The sequence below is a fragment of the Paenibacillus sp. 598K genome (genome assembly GCF_003851045.1).
Taxonomy (GTDB): Bacteria; Bacillota; Bacilli; order Paenibacillales; family Paenibacillaceae; genus Paenibacillus_D.
Genome location: NZ_BFBX01000048.1, coordinates 16,312 through 37,462, shown reverse-complemented (window position 1 = coordinate 37,462; position 21,151 = coordinate 16,312). Strand labels below are relative to the sequence as shown.

Sequence of the window (21,151 nt, the reverse complement as noted above, 5' to 3'; positions counted from 1 at the left end):
ACTGGCGCCACAGGAGCCACCGGGGTGAGGGGAGAGACGGGGGCCAGGGGAGCTACCGGTTCCACTGGAGCCACCGGCCCGACTGGAGCGACGGGAACAATCGGAGTCACTGGTGCTACTGGCGCAACAGGAGCCACCGGTCCGACAGGTACTACAGGCGCGATCGGCTCGACAGGCCCTACCGGCGCGACCGGGCCCAATGTAGCTGCTGACGGTTTTTCGGCCTTAACCTTTCTGACGAGTGTGTCAGCCTCTACACAAATGACCGGATTCAGCGTTGCTAATCCGTACTACAATAACGGTACATTTAATCCTTCCTTAGGGAATTTCACGGTCCCGACGACAGGTAGGTATTCAATTAAAGCAACAATTAACTATGCCACGACTGCCGCTCTCACCGCTTCAATTGGTCCTGGGATTAATCCAAACTTTGTCGTGCGCCGCACAAATTCGCCAGTGACCGATTTGGTGACAGGACTTTTTCCTATCCTGAATGTCAATATTTTATTGGGGCTAAGTCTACGAGCTATCCTGGGAAGCGGCACGGTCACCCTGGCTGGCGATGTGCAACTTAATGCCGGAGATATTATCGGATTGTTCTATGAAGCAAATGGATTAACGATTGCTATCAATATCGGGGGAGGTTCTCCGGGAGTTGTCTGGTCCATGCACCGAATTTTGTAAAAGATCTGCTTAAAAAAACTCGCGCCGATCTCTGCCTGGCAGAGATCGGCGCGAGCAAGTTTTTCCCGGCTTCTGAACGGACAGTTTGTCGTGGATAGCATGTGTCCCGCTGGCGGTCAGCCCTTGCTGGCTCCGGCGGTGAGTCCATCGACGAAGAACCGCTGCAAGAAGATGAAGAACAGCGTAATCGGCACGGCGATCAGACAAGCTCCGGCCGCGAACAGCGTGAAATAGGCGTTCTGATACGAGTTGACCATATCATAGAGGCCGACAGCGACGGTCTATTTATCTCGGGAGCGCAGGATCAGGCTGGCGAAGATGTAGTCGACCCATGCTCCGCTGAACGTGGTCAGCGCGACGAACACGAGCATCGGCTTGGACAAGGGCAGCATGATGCACGTGAAGATCTGGACATGGTTGGCTCCGTCCATACGGGCTGCCTCCTCCATGCTGCGGGGCAGCGTGCGTGTTGAGCAAGACGATTTGCATCAGCAGCAGATACACCGCGACCATGCTCATGAATCCCGGGAACATGCCGAGAATCAGGATGGCGTTCAGCGTCATCTTCCTGCCGGTGAAGCGGAAGCGAGAGAGCGCATAGACGGTAAGCGTCACGAGTACGGTGCTGAACACCATGCTGATCGTCGCCACCTTGAGCGTATTGACATACCACTGGGCAAACATCAGACTTTCGGAGGCGAAGAGCTCGCGGTAATGGTCCAGCGTCAGCGCCTTGGGCCAAAACGAGCCGCTGTACAACGACTTGCCCGGCCGCAACGAGGAGATGACGACCCACAACGCCGGGTACAAGCTCCAGACGACGACTACGGCGATGAAGAGATAGCTGAAGAGAAGTCGCAGACGCGTAGCCTTTCGTATGCTCATTGGATCATCTCCTCGTCTTTGAAGGATGCGGTGCGGCGGTAGTTCCATAGCGACAGCCCGGCGATGAAGATGAAGATACCGATGGCGCTAGCCATGTTGTATACATTATTGTTGAGCGTCAGCTTGTACAGCCAGGTGATCAGCAGATCCGTATGTCCTGCGAACTGGTAAGCGCCGTTGACCGGACCGCCTTCCGTCAGCAGGTAGATCACATTGAAGTTGTTGAAGTTGCCGACGAACTGCAGGATGAGGATCGGCGCCGTCGCGAACAGGATGAGCGGCAGCGTGATGACCCGGAATCGCTGGAAGCGACTGGCCCCTTCGACGGTGGCTGCCTCGTACAGCTCCGGCGAGATCGTCGTGAGCATGCCGCTGACCAGCAGGAAGGATTGCGGCATGCCGACCCACATATTGACGACGATGACGGTCACCTTGGCCCACATCGGATCGATCAGCCAGGGCAGGCCGCCAAGGCCGAACTGGGCGAGGAACTGATTGATCGGCCCGAACTGTCCATTGAGCAGCATCAGCAAAGAAAAGCGTTGACTGCTGTTCATATCTCGGATATTATAGACTCATGTAATCTATTATAAGGAGTGAATGATTGATGACAAACCCTATTCCAACGCTGTTCGACCCGGCGATCTGGGAGCAAGCCTGGCGCGAGGACGCAGATACGGCAGCGCGCAAGATGCAGCGGGCGGGCGTTGATCCGACCCGATCCTTCGATCAGAAAGCGATTGCCTTCGACCGTGAGACATTTAGCGCGGAGGGGAGAAAGCGGGCCAGACGCATCATCGGCTGGCTCGAGGATCAAGGCGTGAAGCTTGAGGGCGCGCGGGTATTGGATATCGGCGCAGCGTCGGGCGGCTTTGCCGTCCCATTCGCCGAGAAGGGCGCATCGGTCACAGCCGTCGAGACCTCGCCCCCGCAGGTGAAGCTGCTGGAGGAGCGCCGCTCGCAGCTCACGAATGGAGCGATAGACATCGTCAGCGAGCCGTTCGAGACGATCGATCTGGAGGAGCGGGGGTGGTCGCGAGCCTTTGACCTTGTCTTCGTCTCGATGTGTCCGGTGCTGCACGATTGGGCGAGCATTGAGCGACTGCTCTCCTGTGCAAGGGGCTTTTGTTACATGAGCACGATGGTCGGCCAGAGGGAGCATAGTCTGCTGGAGGAGGTGTGGCCGCTCGTCACCGATCGCCCGCGTCGGAGCGAGCTGCTGGAGATGAGCTACCTGATGAATCTTCTGCTGCTGCACGGCTATGCGTTCCAGTCGCTGATCACGCGGGAGAGCAAGACGACGGTGTATACGCAGGATGAAGCGCTCGGCGAGTTGATGCCGATGCTGCGGATGTTCGGCGCGTCAGAGACCAACCGGCTGCGCGGCGTCGCCCAGGCCTATGTGCAGCGCGCTTATCCTGAGGGCGAGGTGACGGTCCGACAGGGCGGCCGCTTCGGCAAGGTGCTGGTGCGTTTGCAGGATCAGCACATGTATAGCCGGGAAGAGGAGCGGAGCTGACAGCGTACTCATGTTTAAGGTTTTCTGGCTTTTGGGTCCAGTGTGCTATAGTAGGAGGGAGTGATTAGATAACGGGCACGGGTGAGGTGGAGCATGTTCTTTTTTATCACATGGCTGGTCTGCTTTGTCGTATTTCTGGCGATGGCGATGTTGTTCAAGAAGAAGTACAAGATTGTTATATCGCTAGTCAGCTCGCTCGTAGTCAGCGTCTTGATTCAAGTGCTGGAGCAATTTTATTTGAGCAGCATCCTGATCGTGGCGTTTCTGTTCTACTTTGCGATAAGCAACATCAAGACCTTCAAAACGGAACAGCTGAAGCTCATTATAGCCGTGTTGTCCAGTACCTCCATCGTAACGCTGGTTCTGTACTTTACCTACTTCAATCGGACGCACACACCCTCGGATGCCGAGGTGATGCGCGTGATGTTTTTCTATTACCCGGTTTTGATTTTATTTATCGCTTGTTATGTCTATGTGCTGTTGAGTCTTTTTAATTTCAAGCTATTGCAGACCGCTAACCCGCTTGGCTATCTATTCGGCAAACTTCGCGGGTATCGGCGGCTGCTCCGCTTGTTCTGGATTGCTTCGAGGAAAGGGCTGCCGCAGCTGATTCAGCTCGATCATGCCAAGCTGCCCCATGTGATGGCGGACATCCTGGAGGAGATGGGCGGCGTCTTCGTCAAGTTCGGCCAAGTACTGTCGACCAAAAAGGATATGCTCCCTCCGCACTACATCGAAGCGTTCTCGAGCCTGCATGATCAGGTACAGCCGCTCCGTCAAGAGGAGCTCAAACAGATCATCGACAGCAAAATCGGCAACCTTGACGATACGTACGCGGACTTCGATATGCAACCTATCGCGGCGGCTTCGATCGGACAGGTGCATCTGGCAAGGCTGAAGGAGACCGGAGAAAAGGTCGTCGTCAAGCTATTGAGACCCGACGTGAAGCAAAAGATGACCGTCGATCTCGATGTCCTGATTGCTTTCGTGTCCTGGCTGTCCGAGCGTTCCTCCAAAATGAAAAGGCTGGGCTTGGTCCAGCTTGCTAGAGGCTTCAAGGAAAGTCTGATCGAAGAAACGGACTTCGATAGCGAGGCATTGAATACAAACACCTTGCGAAAAGCCTTTCAGGAGCATAACATTCCAATTCGTGTGCCTAAGGTTTATTCGGCGTATTCGACGAAGCAAATCCTGACGATGGAGTATATCGAAGGGAAACGTTTTACCCAAACGGTAACAAGCGATGTTTCGGATATGATTATGCACGCTTTTCTGGATCAGATATTGGTGATCGGTATTTTTCATGCCGATCCGCATCCCGGCAATCTGATGCTGACGAAGGATGGCGAGGTAGCGCTCATCGACTTCGGTTCCGTTGGTTATCTGTCCGACGATGAACGAAACGGCATGCTGAGCTTCCTGATGGGCTATACGAATGGGGATACGAAGGAAATGGCTCGCGGCTTGATGGACGTGTGCGAGGAAGGGCATCGGCATGATGCAGCGATGATCGAACGGCGACTGGGCAGACTGCTGGCCGAGGCTTCCTTCTCGCATGATGCTACGAGTGTCATGATGCGACGGCTTATGGCGATGGTTTCGGACATCGGGTTATCCTTGAAGCCTACGGTAGCCGGCGCTTTCCGGGCGCTCATCACGATCGACGGCACCTTATCCTCAGTGGATGAAAACTACTCCTTGTCCCGAGTGAGTCAGTCCTACGCCAGCCATATCGACAAAGGCTCTTTGGCCAAGGAGCGCATCGATCAGGTGCAGGGACAGCTCGCCGACTACCTTCCGAAATTGCTGGCGCTGCCGCTGCTCAGAGACAATAAAATTACCCTTGCCCGCGAGGAAGGTCGGCTTTGGCCCGATTTCGTCGCAACGTTAACCGTTGGCTTGTTTACCGTCATCTGCATGGTCATCATGCTCGCAAGCTTTTTTGTCCATCACGAAGCGATGCGCTTCCTGCTGGCTCCCTTGTCGATGTCCGGCTTCGGCGTCGGGATGTTCGTCCTGATGATGTCCGTCATCAGAGCGCTCAAGCCGAAGGAATAAGTCAAGCGCGCCCGGCCTATAAGGCCGAGGCGCGCTTGCGCGTACAAAGGGTTGTGGGAGGAATGCTATCGCCTCGTCAGCGACTTGTTCCGCTCGCGGAACAGCTCGTTGTGCGAGGAGACGTAAGCCATCGCATGCGCGTCGGGCTCGAGGTACTGCTTGGCGCTGTTGACGGCGAGCGCCGCGTCGGTGAATGCCCCGGCGATCAGTCGCACCTTGCCGGGATGGACGACACAGTCGCCCGCCCCGTATACGCCCGGCATCGAGGCGGCGGCGTCCGCATCGACGCGGAGCAGGCCGTCCTCCAGCTCGAGTCCCCAGGCGCTTAGCGCCCCGAAGCTGCTGTTGTAGCCATGGTTGACGATGACCTCGTCCACCTCGACGAGCGCTTCCGCGCCGCTCGCCAGATCGGTGAGCGTGACCGCATACAGATGATCTCCCTGGCCATGCAGCCGCTCGATCTGACAAGGCGTGCGGACGTCCAGCGTCTCGCGCATGATCGTGACATTGCGCTCCATCGCCCGGAATTCGTCCTTGCGATGCACCACCGTGACATGCGCGGCCACCTCCGCCAGCTCGAGCGCCCAGTCGACGGCGCTGTTGCCGCCGCCAGAGATGAGTACGCGCTTGTCGCGGAATCGCTCCACCCGGCTGACCGTATAGTGCAGATTGGTCAGCTCGTAGCGCTCGGCCCCCTCGAGCTCGAGCTTCTGCAGCTCCGCTACGCCGCGTCCGACGGCGATCAGCACCGTGCGCGTATAGTGGAGCGCTCCCGTGTCAGCCCCCAGCACGATGACCCCGTCTGCACTGCGCTCCATCGTCTCCACGCGCTGACCGAAGACGAGCGTCGGCATGAAGGTGACAGCTTGCTCGGCCAGATGCTCGATCAGCCGCGCGCAGCGGATCGGCGGGATGCCGCCGACATCCCAGATCATCTTCTCCGAGTAGGTATGCAGGAATCCTCCCAGTTCCTCCCGCCCTTCGATGATTTTGACCCGCATCTCCCGCATACCGGCGTAGAACGCCGCGTACATTCCCGCCGGACCGCCGCCGATAATCGTCAGATCATAGAGTTCCTCTGGCTGCATCAGCGACCGGCCTTTTCTTCAAAGGCGGCGACAAGCGCATCGATAGCGTAGCTGTCGGCGAGCGGCGACATGCCGACATTGAACCATTCCTTGCTGCCCACCATATAGACATGATCGTTTTTGACGGCCTTCAGGCTTTTCCACAGCGAGCTGGAGGAGAGCTCGGTGAAGGCGCTATTCACCTCTTCGTTTGTATCGTCGTCGAGCTGGACGATCAGGTGGTCGGCGTCATAGTCGGGCAGCACCTCCAGCGAGATCGACAGCGACATCTCGTCTTGCGGGAAGGATTCGACCGGCTTTAGCCCGAGCTGCTTGTGGACCAGACTGCCGCGTGACAGATTTTCGCCGTGCAGGACGATTTCCTTGGCCATGACGCGCATATACAACACGGTCTCATCGCCGACGAGCTCGTCGAGACGCGCCGTGGCGGCCGCTTCCTTCGCTTTCAGGTCCTCGATGACTTGCTCGGCAGCGTCTTCCTTGCCGAGTACGACCGCGATATCGCGCAGCTCATCCTGCCATTCCTCGCGTTCGGGCAAGAGTACGGTGGGCGCGATTTTCGAGAGCTGGTCATAGTCTTTCTCCGACCACCATTGCGGGGCGATGATCAGATCCGGCTCGGCGGCGAGGATCGCTTCGAAGTTCGGTGTCTTGGCGATGCCGGTCTTGAGCGTATCGCGGAACGCTTCCTGCAGATAGGCCGGGTATTCGTCATGATAGTTCTGCACGGCTACGGGGACGACGCCCAGCGCATACAGGAACTCCGGGTAGACGACCGACAGACCGACGATGCGTTCAGGGTTAGCGGGGATTTCGACTTCGCCGGTTGCGCTTTTGACGATACGGGTAGCCGCCGCGTCGGCCTCGGCTTGCCCTGCTTCCTCGGTATTCGACGTCTGCTCCGATGGAGCGCCGCTCTCGGCGCCAGTCGTGCCGGTGCCGGCGGGCTCGCCTGCAGGGCCGGTCTTATCTCCACCGCCGCAGGCGGTTAGCAGTGCGAGGAGCAATACAGCAAGGACAAGGGTAGAGCGGGTACGTGTCATGTTACAGTTGCCTCCTAAAGAATGAATAGGAATGAAAGATCTAATTAAGATTAATTATCATTTTCATTTAGGAGTAGTATAAAGCAAAGCCGTTCCGGCGGAACAGTAGCAATCCGGACTTTGTTCTATGCACGATCATGCCATAGCTTCCAGATCTCCTCGAGCAGCAGCTCATGCGTGAAGGCGGTATAGTCGTGCAGCGGCGTCACGTCGAGCGTATCGACGCGTCGCTGACGGACCGCATCGAGCTCGCACCACGACGCGCTCAACGTCATCGACTGCCAGCGCGCTCGCGCTCCGTCGTCATCGTCGATGACGGCGAGCAGTCTGTCGAAGCGCAGCTGTCGCAGCTCCTCCAGCTTGATCTCCGGCGTGCGCCGATCCTGCAACGGCTCTGCCTGCCGGATCGCCAGATCGCCATGCAGCACCTCTGCCATGCTGTGAGCCCCCGGCACCAGCAACCTCTCTGCCGTCACTTGCAGGATCAGCAGCCGCTGCTCGCCGATCATCGGGTCGATCTGCGCGCGTACGGCTGCGGCCTTCTGCTCGTAGCGGGCCAGCCAAGTATCGGCCATCCCGGCGATTCCGAGCCACTGCGCGGCATACCTCAGATGCTCGCGCCAGTCCTGCCCCTGCCAAGGGATCTCGCATACTGCCGCGATCGACCGCAGCTCTGCAAGCTCTGCCTCGGAGAGGCGACCGCCGGTCGCCAGGATCGCGTCTGCGCCGCTGGCTTGGAGCTGAGCCAGCCGTTCGCCGGGGAGGTCGCTCAGCGGCATGACGCGGTCGGTCGCATATTTGCGCCGATAGTAGGAGGTCCATGGATGCGAGGCAGGGGCAGCGCAAGGGATCGTCTGCAGCGCGAGCAGGATGCCGATCGCTTGCGGATGACAGGCGACGACTCTCCGCCTGCTGTTGCGGACATAAGCCGCCGGAGCGATCCCGACGATCTGTCGGAACTTGCGTCGGAAGTAGATATCGTCCTGATAGCCGACCTGGCTGCCGACCTCCTTGAGCGGCGGCGGCGGCTCGATGCGCATCAGCTTCTGCGCTTCCTGGATGCGGTAGATGGTCAGGTAGTCCATGGCGCTGCACCCGTACCGCTGCTTGAACCGACGCATCAGATGTCTGGCGCTCATACGCGCGACGCCGGCCAGATCGTCGATCGTAATTTTCTCTCTATAGTGTCGCTCGATATACATCCTGGCTGCATCCAGCGCGGCTTGCTCGTCCGAGACTGGCGCGCGCGCATGCAGCAGCAGTTGATAGACCATCTCCTGGAAGCGAGTCTGGGCGCCGAAGCGATCGAGGTCTGTACCGGCCTGCCACAGGCGATGGATCTCTGCGCATAGCATGGCCAGTCGCAGTGGAGACTCGGCAGTCAGTTCGCCAGGGATATTCGTATCGACGCCGGGATGCAGGATCAGCCGGGCAGGGTCGCCAGCGGCGGTGTATCGATCATAATGGATGGCATAGCAGCCGCGTTCGTCCATCGCTTGTACCGTGGCTTCGGCGAGCTGGCCAGCGCCGCATGCATAGACAGTGCCCGGACGCAGCTCGATATAACGGCCGTCGAGCGTGAGCGTACCATGGCCGCTGGTAATACAGAGCAGCACTTGCTGCTCCAAAAACTGGGTTTGCAGCCGCCACGAGCCATGTTGATCGCCTAGCGCTTCGACGGCTTGGAGTCGCAGATAGACATGGTCCGAGTCATGCTCGACATGGCGGTCTGACGTATTGGACCTGTGCATGGAATCGACTCTCCTCTCCTCCTGGACTAATATCCGTTGCTACCAGCTTACGTAGGAATGAAGCGCTTGGCAAGTGTCGCCTCCCCCGCTCCGTCACGCCCAGCATCTACCCCGAAGCCGTTACATTGTGGTATCCTGTTACAGAAGCGGAGCGCCATGTGGAGTAACACGCTACAAGAACTACAAGATGAAGAGGTGAAGCGAAGGCATGAGTCTCACAACCATAATCCTGATCGTCGTTGGCTTCGGAATGGTGACGTCAGCGTTCGTCCTGGCAATTGTTTTCCGGATGATCGGCGAGAAGCGAAACGAGATGAAGCAGCGCAAGGAGATACTGGCGACCGGCGCCCCGGCGACGGCGGTGATCGAGTCGATCCGTCAGACGAATGCATCGATGGACGGGCAGCCCGGCGTTATCGTCGAAGTGTCGTTCGTCACTGCGGACGGCGCACCCGCCAAGGCTGTGATCGATACGTATGTTCCGCTCATCCATCTTGCTTCGTTGCAAGAAGGCAACGAGGTGGAGATCCGATATGTGGAGGGCGAGACGATACAGGCGGAGCTAAAGGAGGCGTATATCCCTTGAGGGTAGACGTCTCTTTTTCATTCCGTTAGGGAATTGCCGTCGCCGACAGGGGGCGTTGTCCTTTTTAAGAGTAGCCGCAATGTCATCACCCGACAGAGGGACCCATCCTCAAAAAGTCGGAATAGTGATAGTCGAAAGTCGTCTGAGCGGCTGGCAAACTTCCCGCGATGGCTTACACTTGTATTATGGTAACGCATACATGACGAACGCGGGGAGGACGAGGATGTGATTTTCGGCGATCAAACGAAGCTGGGCCATGTGTTGAAGCATAAGGAAGCTCGTGCCGTATTATTCCGGCAGGATCCTGGGCTAGAGGGGCAGGACTACGTGCTGCAATTCAAAAAGATGATGACGCTGGGCGATTATCTGGCGTCTCTGCCGGAGTCGGCCCGCGCCGCCCTCCTGCGCGAGCTGTCGCCGCTGCAGGAGCAGAGCGAGTCGGCGTCGCTCGAGTCCAGAGCCGACTACGACGTGGATGGACCCGGCCGAGCAACGGCATCTGCGGCATGGCCGTCCACAGCCGAGCGATGGGGCGTATTCGAGCTGTCGCTGGACGGGCCGGATCATGGCAATCCGTATGTCGACGTTGCGCTTGCAGCCGAGTTCACGCATGCAGAAGGGGCTGCCGCCACCGCCCAAGGCTTTTATGACGGGGCTGGCCGCTATTATGTGCGCTTCATGCCGGAGCAGGAGGGCGAATGGACGTTCCGCACACGCAGCAACGCGCGATCGCTCGATAACCTGCGCGGCGGCTTCACCGTCACCGCTCCTGCTGCGGGCAATCACGGGCCAGTGCGCGTCAAGGACCGCTTCCACTTCGCCTATGCGGATGGGACGCGTTACATTCCGGTCGGCACCACTTGCTACGCTTGGACCCATCAGGAGGAAGCGCTGGAGGAGCAGACCCTGGAGACGCTGGCGTCCTCACCCTTCAACAAGCTGCGGATGTGCGTCTTCCCCAAAGCCTATCTCTACAACGCCAACGAACCGCCTCGTTATCCCTACGAGGGCTCGCTGGAGGAGGGGTGGGACTATACGCGCTTCCAGCCGGCGTTTTTCCGCCATCTCGAGCAGCGGATCGCGCAGCTCGGCGAGCTTGGCATCGAGGCCGATCTGATCCTGTTCCATGCGTATGATCGATGGGGCTTCTCGGAGATGGGGGCGGCGACGGACGATCTCTATGTTCGCTATGTGACGGCCCGGCTGTCCGCCTATCGGCATATCTGGTGGTCCATGGCCAACGAATACGACCTGATGTGGGACAAGGAGACCGAGGATTGGGAGCGGATGGCGAGCCTCGTCACCTCCGCCGACCCGCATGGCCATCTGATCTCGATCCATAACTGCAACCCGTTCTACGACTACTCCCGGCCCTGGATTACCCACTGCAGCGTACAGCGTCAGGACGTGTACCGGACTGCAGAGTACACAGACGAGTGGCGGCAGCGCTGGGGCAAGCCGATCGTCCTCGACGAATGCGCCTACGAGGGCAATGTCGAGACGGGCTGGGGCAATATTAGCGGCGAGGAGATGACCCGGCGGTGCTGGGAGGGCGCGGTGCGCGGCGGCTATGTCGGCCATGGCGAGACGTATCTCCATCCCGAGGACATCCTCTGGTGGTCCAAGGGAGGCGAGCTGCATGGCACCTCGCCCGCGAGGATCGGCTTCCTGCGCGGCATCCTTGAGGAGGGGCCCGAGTCAGGCATCGGCCCGCTGCCCAAGAGCGTGATGGACTGGGACGTACCGATCGGCGGCGTCGCCGACAGCTACCTGCTCTATTACTTTGGCTTCAATCGCCCGAGCTTCCGCGTCTTCACGATGAAGCCCGGCGTACGCTACACCGTAGACGTCATCGATACCTGGAACATGACGATCGAGCGGCAGCCAGTCGAATACGAGGGCAGCTTCCGCATCGACCTGCCGGGTCGGGAGTATATGGCGGTCCGGCTCATCCGGGTCGACCAAGCGCCGAGGCCGAACATACCATTGGATAAGGAGAACTGAACGATGATTCGATACATTGAGAATGTAAACGGTCCGACCCTCGGCTACAGCACAGAGTCAGGCGTGCGGATCCTGGAGATCGACGGCTTGCTGTTCAAGGATCTGAGTCGGGACGGTCAGCTCCATCCGTACGAGGATTGGCGTCTGCCGGCGGCCGAGCGGGCCAGAGATCTGGCGTCCCGCATGAGCGTGGAGCAGATCGCAGGTCTGATGCTGTACAGCCCGCATCAGCAGGTGCCGGCAGCGGGCGGTTTTTTTGCAGGCACGTACGGAGGCGCGTCCTATGAGGAGAGCGGAGCTGAGGCGCATGCCCTGACCGATCAGCAGCGGGCGCTGCTGGCGGACGAGCAGGTGCGGCATATCCTGCTCACCTCGGTGAGCAGTCCGCAGACGGCTGCAAGGTGGAACAATGAGCTGCAGCGTCTGGCTGAGTCGTCGCCGCTAGGCATCCCGGTCAATATTAGCAGCGATCCGCGGCATGGCACAGATGCCAGCGTCGAGTACAACGCCGGAGCCGGCGGCGCGATCTCGATGTGGCCGGAGTCGCTGGGCTTGGCTGCGACCTTCGATCCCCAGGTTGCGCGGCGCTTCGGAGAGGTGGCCTCGCTGGAGTATCGCGCGCTGGGCATCGCCACCGCCTTGTCGCCGCAGGTCGATATCGCCACCGATCCGCGCTGGAGCCGGTTCGTCGGCACCTTCGGCGAGGACCCGCAGCTGTCCGCCGCGATGGGACAGGCGTATATCGACGGGTTCCAGACGACCGCTCACGCTGCTGGTCCCGACCAGGGCTGGGGCGCGGACAGCGTCAATGCGATGGTGAAGCACTGGCCTGGCGGCGGCTCCGGCGAAGGCGGCCGCGACGCGCACTTCGGCTACGGCAAGTACGCGGTCTATCCCGGCGACAACTTCGAGCAGCATCTGATCCCGTTTACCGAGGGCGCGTTTAAGTTGAAGGGCGGCACCGGACAAGCCTCAGCCGTGATGCCGTACTATACGATCTCCTATGGCCAGGACCGCAAGAATGGCGAGAATGTCGGCAACTCCTATAGCGAGTATCTGATCCGCGATCTGCTGCGCGGCGAATATGGGTACGACGGCGTCGTCTGCACCGACTGGGCCATCACCGAGGATGAGCCGCAGCGTTGCGAGCGTCTGTTCCCGGGCGGACGGAGCTGGGGCGTCGAAGATGGGTATACGGTAGCGCAACGGCATTACAAGATCCTGATGGCCGGCGTCGATCAGTTCGGCGGCAACAGCGAGGCGGGCCCGATCCTCGAGGCGTATCGTATCGGCGCAGAGGCGCACGGCGAGGCCGTCATGCGCGAGCGTATGGAGCAGTCGGCGGCGCGGCTGTTGATGAATCTGTTCCGGGTCGGTCTGTTCGAGAATCCTTATCTGAAGCCGGAGGTGAGCGAGCAGCTCGTCGGCCAGCCAGCCTATATGACGGACGGGTACGAGGCGCAGCTGAAGTCGATCGTCCTGCTCAAAAACCGGGGCAACGTCCTGCCGCTGCAGACGCGCCAGAAGGTGTATCTGCCGCAGCGCTATACGCCGGCAGGCGAGGACTGGTTCGACTTCCCGTATCCCGAGAAGCTGGAGTATCCCGTCAACCCTGCGATCGTCGCCAAGTCGTTCGACCTCGTCGACACGCCGGAGGAAGCCGACTTCGCGCTGGTGGCGATCCGCGGCGCCGACTCCGGCACTGGCTACGATCCCGCAGAGGCGGAGGCTGGCGGCACCGGCTATGTGCCGATCAGCCTGCAGTACGCCCCTTACACAGCGGTCGACGCGCGCGCGGAGAGCATCGCCGGAGACAGTCGCGCCAGCGATGTAGCCAATCGCTCGTACCAGGGCAAGACGGTGACCGCCAAGAACAGCGCCGACATGCAGCTCGTCATCGATACGCGCCAGGCGATGGGCGACAAGCCGGTCATCGTCGTGCTGGCCTTGACCAAGCCGACGGTCTGTCGCGAATTCGAGCCGCTGGCCGACGCGATCGTCACGCACTTCGGCGTGCAGGACCAGGCGTTGCTGGCGATCTTGACCGGCGAGCGCGAGCCGTCCGGCTTGTTGCCGATGCAGCTGCCTGCGGATATGACGACGGTCGAGGAGCAGCGCGAGGATGTGCCGCGCGATATGCGCGTCCATGTCGACACCGAGGGCCACAGCTATGACTTTGGCTATGGCCTGAGCTGGTCCGGCGTCATCCGTGACCACCGCACCGCAGCCTACGCCGCTTCCGAGTAACTTCACTTGAGACACCCTGTACCAGTAGTTATCAGGGTGTCTTCTTCCATCTCAGATGTTAAGATGAGGGGAGATATGCTTAGACAGGAGGATAGATCGCCGATGAAGCGATTTCGCCCGTTTCTCCATTCCTTGCGGTTCAAGCTGTTCGCCTCGATCCTGCTGCTGATGGTGCCCCTGATCGTCATCATGCAGGTCAAGGACGTCTATTCGTCCTACGTTATCCGCAACCAGGTGGCCCAGTCCAACAAAAACCTGCTCAGCTTGTACATGAATCAGACCGATGCTTCCCTGGTCGAGGTCGATGCCTATCTGTACAATCTATCCGAGCGCAACACCGACCTACTGCTGCTCGACGCGCCCACCCCCGAAGACTCGACGCAATATTTGCTGGCGCGGCTGCGGTTGTTCAATGATCTGAAAAACGAGATCGAATATTATAAAATGATGGATGTGTTATTCATCTATTCGGAGCCCAATGAGGATTTCCTTATGGCGGGCAGCTCAGATTACGGCAGCAGCTTCCAGGAGCGGGCAGCGGTCCAGGACGAGATTCGCAGGCTGCTGAGGAGCAGCAGCGGCGAGGGCAGCTTCGAGAAGTGGCAGGTGTGGAAGGCGGACAACGGCAGCTATTATATCTACCATCTGGTCCGGAGCAACTCGGTGCTGGTCGGCGCATGGGTGAGAGCGGACAAGCTGATGCGGCCGTTCGACCTGATGGATTTCGGCAAGGAGGGCGGCGCGCTGCTGGCGACGAGCGAGCTTGAGCCGATGCAGTTTGCCGACAAGGTGAGCTCCGAGGGCATCGACCTTCATTACGATGCGGAGTCCTTCCAGATTACCGGGCACAAGCAATCGTATCTGATCATGGGCGAAGCGTCCGAGAGGGGCGACTTCAGCTTGCTGGCGCTGGTGCCGGAGAGCGCGATCCTCCAGAAGCTGCCGGCGCTGCAACGGATTTCTTCGCTCCTGACGATAGGCGCCGTCGTGTTTTTGCTCTTGTTCCTGCTCATGATGAGGAAGGTATTCCTATTGCCGTTGCAGCGCATCATATCAGCGATGCGCAAGCTGCGCGACGAGCACTGGCAATCGTATCTCAATCCGCATGCGACATCGACCGAGTTCTCTGTCCTCAACCAGACGTTCAACGAGATGATTACGGAGATTCGCGACCTGAAGATTAACGTTTATGAAGAAAAGCTCAATCATCAGCAAGCCGAGCTCAAGCATTTGCAACTGCAGATCAACCCTCATTTTTTCTTGAATTCGCTGAATATTATTTACAATCTCGCGACGGTGCGGGACTATGCCGTCATCCAGGAGATGACCAAATGTCTGGTCGGGTACTTCCGGTTTATGTTCCGCAGCAATACGTATATGGTGACGTTGAAGGAGGAGCTCGACCATACGCGCAACTACCTGCGTATCCAGGAGCTGCGCTTCCCCGAGCATCTGACCTATCGGATCGAGGCTGACGATGCCGTGCTGAGCTGCGGCATTCCGCCGCTCATCATCCAGACGATCGTGGAAAATTCGATCAAGTACGGCGTCACGATGGACAGCGTGCTGCAGATCGATATCGCGATCACTCGCGAGGAGGAGGGAGCAGCGACAGCGGAAGCCGAGCGGATGGTCATTACGATCAAGGACACGGGGCCGGGCTTCGCGCCGGAGGTGCTGACAGCGCTGCAAGGCGATGAAGAAGCGATCAGCGGCAGCGGAGAGAGCGTCGGCATCTGGAATATCAAGCGCAGGCTTCGGCTGCTATACAAGCTGGGAGCGGACATCGCCTTCCGCAACGAACCGGACGGCGGAGCTGTGGTCGAAGTGCGGATCCCGAGACTGGACAACTGAGGAGGCACGGCGATGTACAACGTATTGCTGGTCGATGATGAAGTGCATGCGGTCCGAGGGCTGCAGGCAGGCGTCGTATGGGACGCGCTGGGAATAGAGCGCGTCTATACAGCGCACAGTATGAGACAGGCGCAGGAGATGTTCGAGCAGCAACGGATCGATCTGATGATCTGCGACATCGAGATGCCTCAGGGCACAGGGCTGGAGCTGGCGGCTTGGGTCCGAGAGGCGCATCCGGACACAGAGACGATCTTCCTCACCTGCCACTCGGACTTCCTGTACACCAAGCAGGCGTTCAAGATGAACAGCTTCGACTACCTGCTGAAGCCGGTCGACTATGCGGAGCTGGAGACGGTCATAGCCCATGCGCTCGAGAAGATCAGTCTCGATCAGGAGCGACAGCAGTTCCAGGAGACGCTGCAGCGCAGCGCGATGCTGTGGGAGGCGCATCGTCCCCTCCGACAAGAGCGGTTCTGGCGAGACATCCTGGAGCAGCGGGTGCGGGCGACGTCGGAGACGATCAGGGAGCATGCGGCACGCCACAATCTGCCCTATCGAGCGGACAGTCGATTCATGCCGGTATATATCCGCGTGCAGCGGTGGAACAAGCCATTAACGGAGCGCGAGCAAAAGATGCTGGAGTACGCGCTGCAAAACGCAGCGGCGGAAAGGCTGGCTGGCAACGATCCCGAAAGCGCTATTGTGCCTGTCGGGGAGGCCGCCTGGCTAGCCATCGCGCCGAGCCAGGCGGGCGAGCGCGCAGCCGACCGGCTGGCGTGCGCCCGCGATTATATCGCTTCCTGCCATCAGTACTTCTATTGCGATCTGATCGTCTATATCGGGCCATCAGCCGCTGTGCATCAGATGGCGGGCGTGCTGGACAAGCTGCAGCAGAGCGAGCGTCGCAACGTGACGTCGACCAACGAAGCGTTGCTGCTGGGCGAGACTCCCGGCGTCGGCGCGGCGATCCATCCGCCGCCGGTCAAGGAGTGGGCGGAATGGATGAAGCAGGGCTGCAAAAAGCGTCTGCTCGCCGATGTCGAGCGATACTTCAACGAGGTCGGCGAGTTTGATCAGGAGCGGCTGTACCAGGTCTATCAGGATGTGCTGCAGATGATCTTCTATGTGCTGCAGCTCAAGGGACTGCATGCGAGCGACGTCTTCTCGGAGCGTCTGCTCACCGACAAGCCCAACGCAGCATTAAGGTCCATCCATACGTTCCGCGAATGGGTCCAATACTTGATCGGCACGGTGATGAGCCGGCTGCATCCGGAGGAGAACAACCCGTCGATCGTCGATCGGGTCAAGCAATATATCGACGAGAATCTGGGCGAGCTGGAGCTCTCGCGCGAGGAGATCGCCAACTATGTGTACCTCAACCCTGACTATCTGACGCGTCTGTTCAAAAAAGAAACCGGTATCTCCATCTCCGATTATCTCCAGCAGCAACGGATCAAGTATGCCAAAGGTCTGCTGGAGAATACGGATCAGTCTGTAGGCGAGATCGCGATCGCCGCTGGCTACTCCAACATCTCCTACTTCTCCACCCTCTTCAAAAAAGTAGCTGGCCTCACGCCGGCCGACTATCGCAAAAAACAGCAGGGAGCGATCTAACGCTCCCTGCTGTCCTGTTCACCGAGTGTTCGCCGAGCCCTGCACAAGAAGGTCAGAAAATCAAAAACAGAAAGTCGTATTCGTGGTGAGCGCGAAGGATGCGGTCCGGCTACAATAAGACTACAGCAATGAAAACGCATACACCAAGTTCATCCTACTAACTGGAGGTCACCCGAATGATAACCAAAACAAAAAAGGGTACGACGGTCTTATCCCTGCTGCTCATCCTCGCGATGCTGCTCGCTGCATGCAGCAGCGGCTCCAAGGAGCCTGCGGAAGGGGGCTCGACGTCATCGGGCAACAGCGACAAGACGTTGACGCTGACGGTAGCTTTCCTCGGCATCGGGACGATGACGGACGTACAGGCCGTACAAGACGAGATCAGCAAAATTACAAAGGAGAAAATCAATGTCAATGTGAAGCTGATGCCGATCGACATCGCAGCTTGGACGCAGCAGACGAACCTGCTGCTCGCCGGCTCGGAGCCACTGGACCTGATGGTCAGCTCCTCCCTGCTGAACTACAGCGCGCAGGTTGCCAAAAACCAGCTGCTGCCGCTGGACGAGCTGTTGCAGCCTTACGAAGCCGATATCAAGGCGACGATGGTGGAGGACATCTACAACGGTACGAAAATCGACGGCAAGATCTATGGCGTGCCTAGCGTGCGGGACACCGCCGCCGACTATGGCTTCATCGCTCGCAAGGATCTTGTAGAGAAGCATAATATCGATCTGAGTCAGGTCCAAACCTTCGAGGATCTGGAGCCGATCTTCCAGACGATCCTGGACAACGAGCCGGGTATCGTGCCGCTCGTGCAACGGAGCCAGACAACATCAATTGTCTCCGAGCTGCTGGCTAGCCGAATCGATGCATTGGGCGATGGCTTTGGCGTCCTGATGGTCGATAACGGGGATACCAAAGTCGTCGCGCAGCAAGAGACGCAGGAATATAAGGATGCGCTGGCGCTCACCAGAAGCTGGTACCAGAAGGGCTATATTATGCAGGACGCCGCGACGACGCAAGAGGGCAATAATGCGCTCATCAAAGCGGGCAAAGCGTTTGGTTACTTCTCCAACATGAAACCGGGCTTCGAAAATCAGGAGAACGGTCTGAACGGCTACGAGATGGTAGCGGTAAGAATTACAAAGCCGGTCTCCATGTCCACCTCGGCGAATAGCTTTATGCTCTCGATCCCGCGCAATGCGCAAGATCCGGCACGCTCGATGCAGCTGATGCATCTGTGGTATACCGATCCGGGGATCGTCAATCTGCTCGATAACGGCATCGAAGGCACGCACTACGAGAAAACCGACAGCGGCCATATCAAGGTGCCGGATGGCGTCACCAGCAACTGGGTATTCAATCAATGGCAGGTCGGCAACAATGCGCTGGCTCTGACATGGGAAGGCACGGACCTCGATATTTGGGATCAGATGCGCGAGTTTAATCAATCGTCGACCTTCTCGCCGGCGCTGGGCTTCTCCTTTGACTCTACGCCAGTCAAGACAGAGGTGGCGGCGGTCACGAACGTCGCCAACCAATACAGGATCGGCCTCGAGTCCGGCAGCCTGGACCCGGCGGTCCTCGACGAGTATGTCGCGAAGCTGAAGGCCTCCGGGCTCGAGAAGATCATCGCCGAGAAGCAGAAGCAGCTGGATGCATGGCTCGCAGCCAAGCAGTAAGCCACAGCGGCAACAGGCAGAGGTAAAGGCGTCCAACGGCGCCTTTACTCGCACCAAGGCCCTCTGAAGCGAAAAGATTCATAGGAAATGAGGAATCAGCCATGAAAGAGAGTAGCGGTAGCGACATCTTCAAACGAATCAAGCGATATCGGGCGCTGTTGCTGATGCTCGTCCCGGGCTTGGCTTACCTGCTCATCAACAACTACTTGCCGATGTTCGGCGTCGTGATCGCCTTCAAGGATCTCGACTTTGCCAATCGCGGCTTGCTCAGCCTCGTCTTCAACAGCGACTGGGTTGGACTCAAAAACTTCGAGTACCTGTTCAAGACGAACGACGCTTGGGTCATTACCCGCAACACCTTGTTCTACAACGCGGCCTTTATCGTCATCAATACGACCGTGGCGATCGGTCTGGCCATCCTGCTCAATGAAGTGCGCAACAAGCTGGCTGGCCGTTTCTACCAGAGCCTGGTGCTGCTCCCTTACCTGATCTCGATGGTTATCGTCGGGTATCTGGTGTTGTCGCTGCTCAATGTAGAGAACGGTTTCATGAACAAAACGATCCTGCCGATGTTCGGCATCGACTCGGTCAGCTGGTACAACGAATCGAAGTACTGGCCTTACATCCTGACCATCGTCAATCTGTGGAAAAATATCGGCTATCTATGCATCATCTATCTGGCTTCCATTATCGGCATTGACCATGAATACTACGAGGCGGCCACGATCGACGGGGCGAGCAAATGGCAGCAGATCCGCAACATTACCGTACCGCTCATTATGCCGACGATTATCGTCCTGACGCTTCTTGCCATAGGCCGGATTTTCTACTCGGACTTCGGCTTGTTCTACCAGGTGCCGCTCAACTCGGGGCCGCTACAGCCGACGACCGATGTTATCGACACCTATGTGTACCGCGGACTGATGACGCTTGCCGACTACGGCATGTCCTCCGCTGCCGGCTTGTATCAGGCTTTGGTCGGATTCATCCTGGTGTTGTTCTCCAATTATATGGTCGCCCGCAAGGATCGCGACCGGGCATTGTTCTAGATCGACAGGAGGGATAAAGCATGAGAACCAATGATATGAATCAAAAGGTGGTCCATGGCATATTGCTCCTGATGTCCGCCGTCTCCTTGTTTCCGTTCGTCCTGCTGTTCATGGCTTCCTTCACTTCCGAGCAAGCGATCGTCACCAAGGGATACTCGTTGTGGCCAAGCGAGTTTAGTATGGAGGCTTATGCGTATCTGTGGAATCAGGTGGGCGCGGTCTCCCGTGCGTATGGCATTACCGTGCTCGTCACTGTAGTCGGCACTGCAGTCGGCTTGCTCATCTCGGCGCTGCTGGCGTATCCGTTGTCCCGCAGAGAGCTGCCGTTCCGCAGCGTGCTGGCCTTTATCGTCTTTTTCACGCTGCTGTTCAACGGCGGTCTGGTGCCGACCTATCTGATCTATACCGAGCTGTTCCATATGAAAAATACGCTGATGGCGCTTATGATTCCCGGCTTGCTGACCAACGGATTTTTCATCCTGTTGATCCGTTCCTTCTTCATGACCTCGATCCCGGTGCCGATCATCGAGTCGGCTTACATCGACGGCGCATCGGAGTTCAAGATCTTCTACTCCATCGTCCTGCCGCTGTCGCTGCCGATCCTGGCGACGATCGGTCTGATGCTGTCGATCGGCTACTGGAACGACTGGTTCAACGGTCTCGTCTACCTGACCGAGCCCAAGCTGTACAGCATCCAGAACCTGCTCAACCGGATGCTGAGCAATATCCAGTTCCTGCAGCAAAACAACCTTGGCGGCAACGCCTCGCAGGCGTCCGCCTCGATCCCGATGAACTCGGTGCGGATGGCGATGGCTGTCATCGGCATCATCCCGATGCTGTGCGTCTATCCGTTCTTCCAGAAGTACTTCGTCAAGGGTCTTACTATCGGGGCTGTTAAAGGCTAATAGAGATTAGCCTGTCCTCAAAATGGCCGAAGAGGCACGGGATCGAATCTGTAGAAATGAAATGGTCGCCTAAAAGCTTTTCGCAGAAAAGCTAGCTTCGAAAGCATACGCTGTCCCCGGATTTCAACAGCTTCAGCTGTTTGACAATCAAGAAATCTGGGGACAACAGCGATCGGAAGATC

General features: G+C 58.4%; 13 protein-coding genes and 3 pseudogenes. 11 read left to right on the top strand and 5 right to left on the bottom strand.

Features of this window, described 5'->3' with window-relative positions:
- Positions 1–684 (top strand): annotated as a pseudogene (locus PA598K_RS38780) (collagen-like protein); the annotation flags it as partial.
- A gap of 116 nt (positions 685–800) precedes the next feature.
- On the opposite strand, the pseudogene PA598K_RS15475 reads toward PA598K_RS38780, so the two are convergent.
- Together PA598K_RS15475 and PA598K_RS15470 are read right to left on the bottom strand one after the other, a co-directional pair.
- Positions 801–1,569 (bottom strand): annotated as a pseudogene (locus tag PA598K_RS15475) (sugar ABC transporter permease).
- Positions 1,566–2,114, bottom strand: a pseudogene (locus PA598K_RS15470) (carbohydrate ABC transporter permease); the annotation flags it as partial. The pseudogenes PA598K_RS15475 and PA598K_RS15470, both read right to left, overlap by 4 nt.
- Positions 2,115–2,176: 62 nt before the next feature.
- On the opposite strand from PA598K_RS15470, the gene PA598K_RS15465 reads away from it, so the two are divergent.
- Both PA598K_RS15465 and PA598K_RS15460 read left to right on the top strand, forming a co-directional pair.
- Positions 2,177–3,088 carry a class I SAM-dependent methyltransferase gene (locus tag PA598K_RS15465; RefSeq protein WP_128657829.1) on the top strand — a complete coding sequence of 304 codons (912 nt, stop codon included), beginning with the start codon at positions 2,177–2,179 and terminating at the stop codon, positions 3,086–3,088.
- Positions 3,089–3,181: 93 nt separating this feature from the next.
- Positions 3,182–5,146, top strand: coding sequence for an ABC1 kinase family protein (locus PA598K_RS15460; RefSeq protein ID WP_128657828.1), 1,965 nt, complete (start codon positions 3,182–3,184; stop codon positions 5,144–5,146).
- Between the two features lie 65 nt (positions 5,147–5,211).
- Here PA598K_RS15460 and PA598K_RS15455 read toward each other — a convergent pair whose 3' ends face one another.
- The 3 genes from PA598K_RS15455 to PA598K_RS15445 form a co-directional block, all read right to left on the bottom strand.
- Positions 5,212–6,234, bottom strand: coding sequence for an NAD(P)/FAD-dependent oxidoreductase (locus PA598K_RS15455; RefSeq protein ID WP_185602002.1), 1,023 nt, complete (start codon positions 6,232–6,234; stop codon positions 5,212–5,214).
- Positions 6,234–7,277: an ABC transporter substrate-binding protein gene (locus PA598K_RS15450; protein WP_128657826.1), complete on the bottom strand. Its 1,044-nt coding sequence runs from the start codon at positions 7,275–7,277 to the stop codon at positions 6,234–6,236. The genes PA598K_RS15455 and PA598K_RS15450 overlap by 1 nt, the downstream gene beginning before the upstream one ends.
- A gap of 125 nt (positions 7,278–7,402) precedes the next feature.
- Positions 7,403–9,028, bottom strand: coding sequence for an AraC family transcriptional regulator (locus PA598K_RS15445; RefSeq protein ID WP_128657825.1), 1,626 nt, complete (start codon positions 9,026–9,028; stop codon positions 7,403–7,405).
- A gap of 208 nt (positions 9,029–9,236) precedes the next feature.
- Here PA598K_RS15445 and PA598K_RS15440 point away from each other — a divergent pair, with 208 nt between their 5' ends.
- The 8 genes from PA598K_RS15440 (at position 9,237) to PA598K_RS15405 (ending at position 20,969) form a co-directional block, all read left to right on the top strand.
- The gene (locus PA598K_RS15440) at positions 9,237–9,614 is read left to right on the top strand and encodes a hypothetical protein (RefSeq protein ID WP_128657824.1); all 378 of its coding nucleotides are present in this window, start codon (positions 9,237–9,239) and stop codon (positions 9,612–9,614) included.
- A 225-nt stretch (positions 9,615–9,839) separates the two neighbouring features.
- Positions 9,840–11,618 carry a DUF5605 domain-containing protein gene (locus tag PA598K_RS15435; RefSeq protein WP_185602001.1) on the top strand — a complete coding sequence of 593 codons (1,779 nt, stop codon included), beginning with the start codon at positions 9,840–9,842 and terminating at the stop codon, positions 11,616–11,618.
- Between the two features lie 3 nt (positions 11,619–11,621).
- Complete coding sequence (locus tag PA598K_RS15430; protein WP_128657823.1) at positions 11,622–13,865, top strand: glycoside hydrolase family 3 protein; 2,244 nt, start codon at positions 11,622–11,624, stop codon at positions 13,863–13,865.
- Positions 13,866–13,967: 102 nt separating this feature from the next.
- Positions 13,968–15,719 carry a sensor histidine kinase gene (locus PA598K_RS15425; RefSeq protein ID WP_185602000.1) on the top strand — a complete coding sequence of 584 codons (1,752 nt, stop codon included), beginning with the start codon at positions 13,968–13,970 and terminating at the stop codon, positions 15,717–15,719.
- A gap of 12 nt (positions 15,720–15,731) precedes the next feature.
- Positions 15,732–17,333, top strand: a complete 1,602-nt coding sequence (locus PA598K_RS15420) for a helix-turn-helix domain-containing protein (RefSeq protein ID WP_128657821.1) — start codon at positions 15,732–15,734, stop codon at positions 17,331–17,333.
- A 176-nt stretch (positions 17,334–17,509) separates the two neighbouring features.
- The gene (locus tag PA598K_RS15415; RefSeq protein WP_128657820.1) at positions 17,510–19,015 is read left to right on the top strand and encodes an ABC transporter substrate-binding protein; all 1,506 of its coding nucleotides are present in this window, start codon (positions 17,510–17,512) and stop codon (positions 19,013–19,015) included.
- Positions 19,016–19,116: 101 nt separating this feature from the next.
- Positions 19,117–20,064 (top strand): ABC transporter permease, encoded by a 948-nt coding sequence (locus PA598K_RS15410; protein ID WP_260405430.1) that lies wholly within the window; start codon positions 19,117–19,119, stop codon positions 20,062–20,064.
- A gap of 20 nt (positions 20,065–20,084) precedes the next feature.
- Entirely contained in the window at positions 20,085–20,969 is an 885-nt protein-coding gene (locus tag PA598K_RS15405; protein ID WP_260405429.1) for a carbohydrate ABC transporter permease, read from the top strand.
- The last annotated feature ends 182 nt before the right edge of the window (positions 20,970–21,151 follow it).

Coding starts and splice junctions, on each gene's coding strand:
- PA598K_RS15455 (WP_185602002.1), bottom strand. CDS start 6,234: ATGCAGCCAGAGGAACTCTATGATCTGACGATTATCGGCGGCGGTCCG.
- PA598K_RS15465 (WP_128657829.1), top strand. CDS start 2,177: ATGACAAACCCTATTCCAACGCTGTTCGACCCGGCGATCTGGGAGCAA.
- PA598K_RS15430 (WP_128657823.1), top strand. CDS start 11,622: ATGATTCGATACATTGAGAATGTAAACGGTCCGACCCTCGGCTACAGC.
- PA598K_RS15425 (WP_185602000.1), top strand. CDS start 13,968: ATGAAGCGATTTCGCCCGTTTCTCCATTCCTTGCGGTTCAAGCTGTTC.
- PA598K_RS15410 (WP_260405430.1), top strand. CDS start 19,117: ATGAAAGAGAGTAGCGGTAGCGACATCTTCAAACGAATCAAGCGATAT.
- PA598K_RS15440 (WP_128657824.1), top strand. CDS start 9,237: ATGAGTCTCACAACCATAATCCTGATCGTCGTTGGCTTCGGAATGGTG.
- PA598K_RS15420 (WP_128657821.1), top strand. CDS start 15,732: ATGTACAACGTATTGCTGGTCGATGATGAAGTGCATGCGGTCCGAGGG.
- PA598K_RS15450 (WP_128657826.1), bottom strand. CDS start 7,277: ATGACACGTACCCGCTCTACCCTTGTCCTTGCTGTATTGCTCCTCGCA.
- PA598K_RS15405 (WP_260405429.1), top strand. CDS start 20,085: ATGAGAACCAATGATATGAATCAAAAGGTGGTCCATGGCATATTGCTC.
- PA598K_RS15460 (WP_128657828.1), top strand. CDS start 3,182: ATGTTCTTTTTTATCACATGGCTGGTCTGCTTTGTCGTATTTCTGGCG.
- PA598K_RS15415 (WP_128657820.1), top strand. CDS start 17,510: ATGATAACCAAAACAAAAAAGGGTACGACGGTCTTATCCCTGCTGCTC.
- PA598K_RS15445 (WP_128657825.1), bottom strand. CDS start 9,028: ATGCACAGGTCCAATACGTCAGACCGCCATGTCGAGCATGACTCGGAC.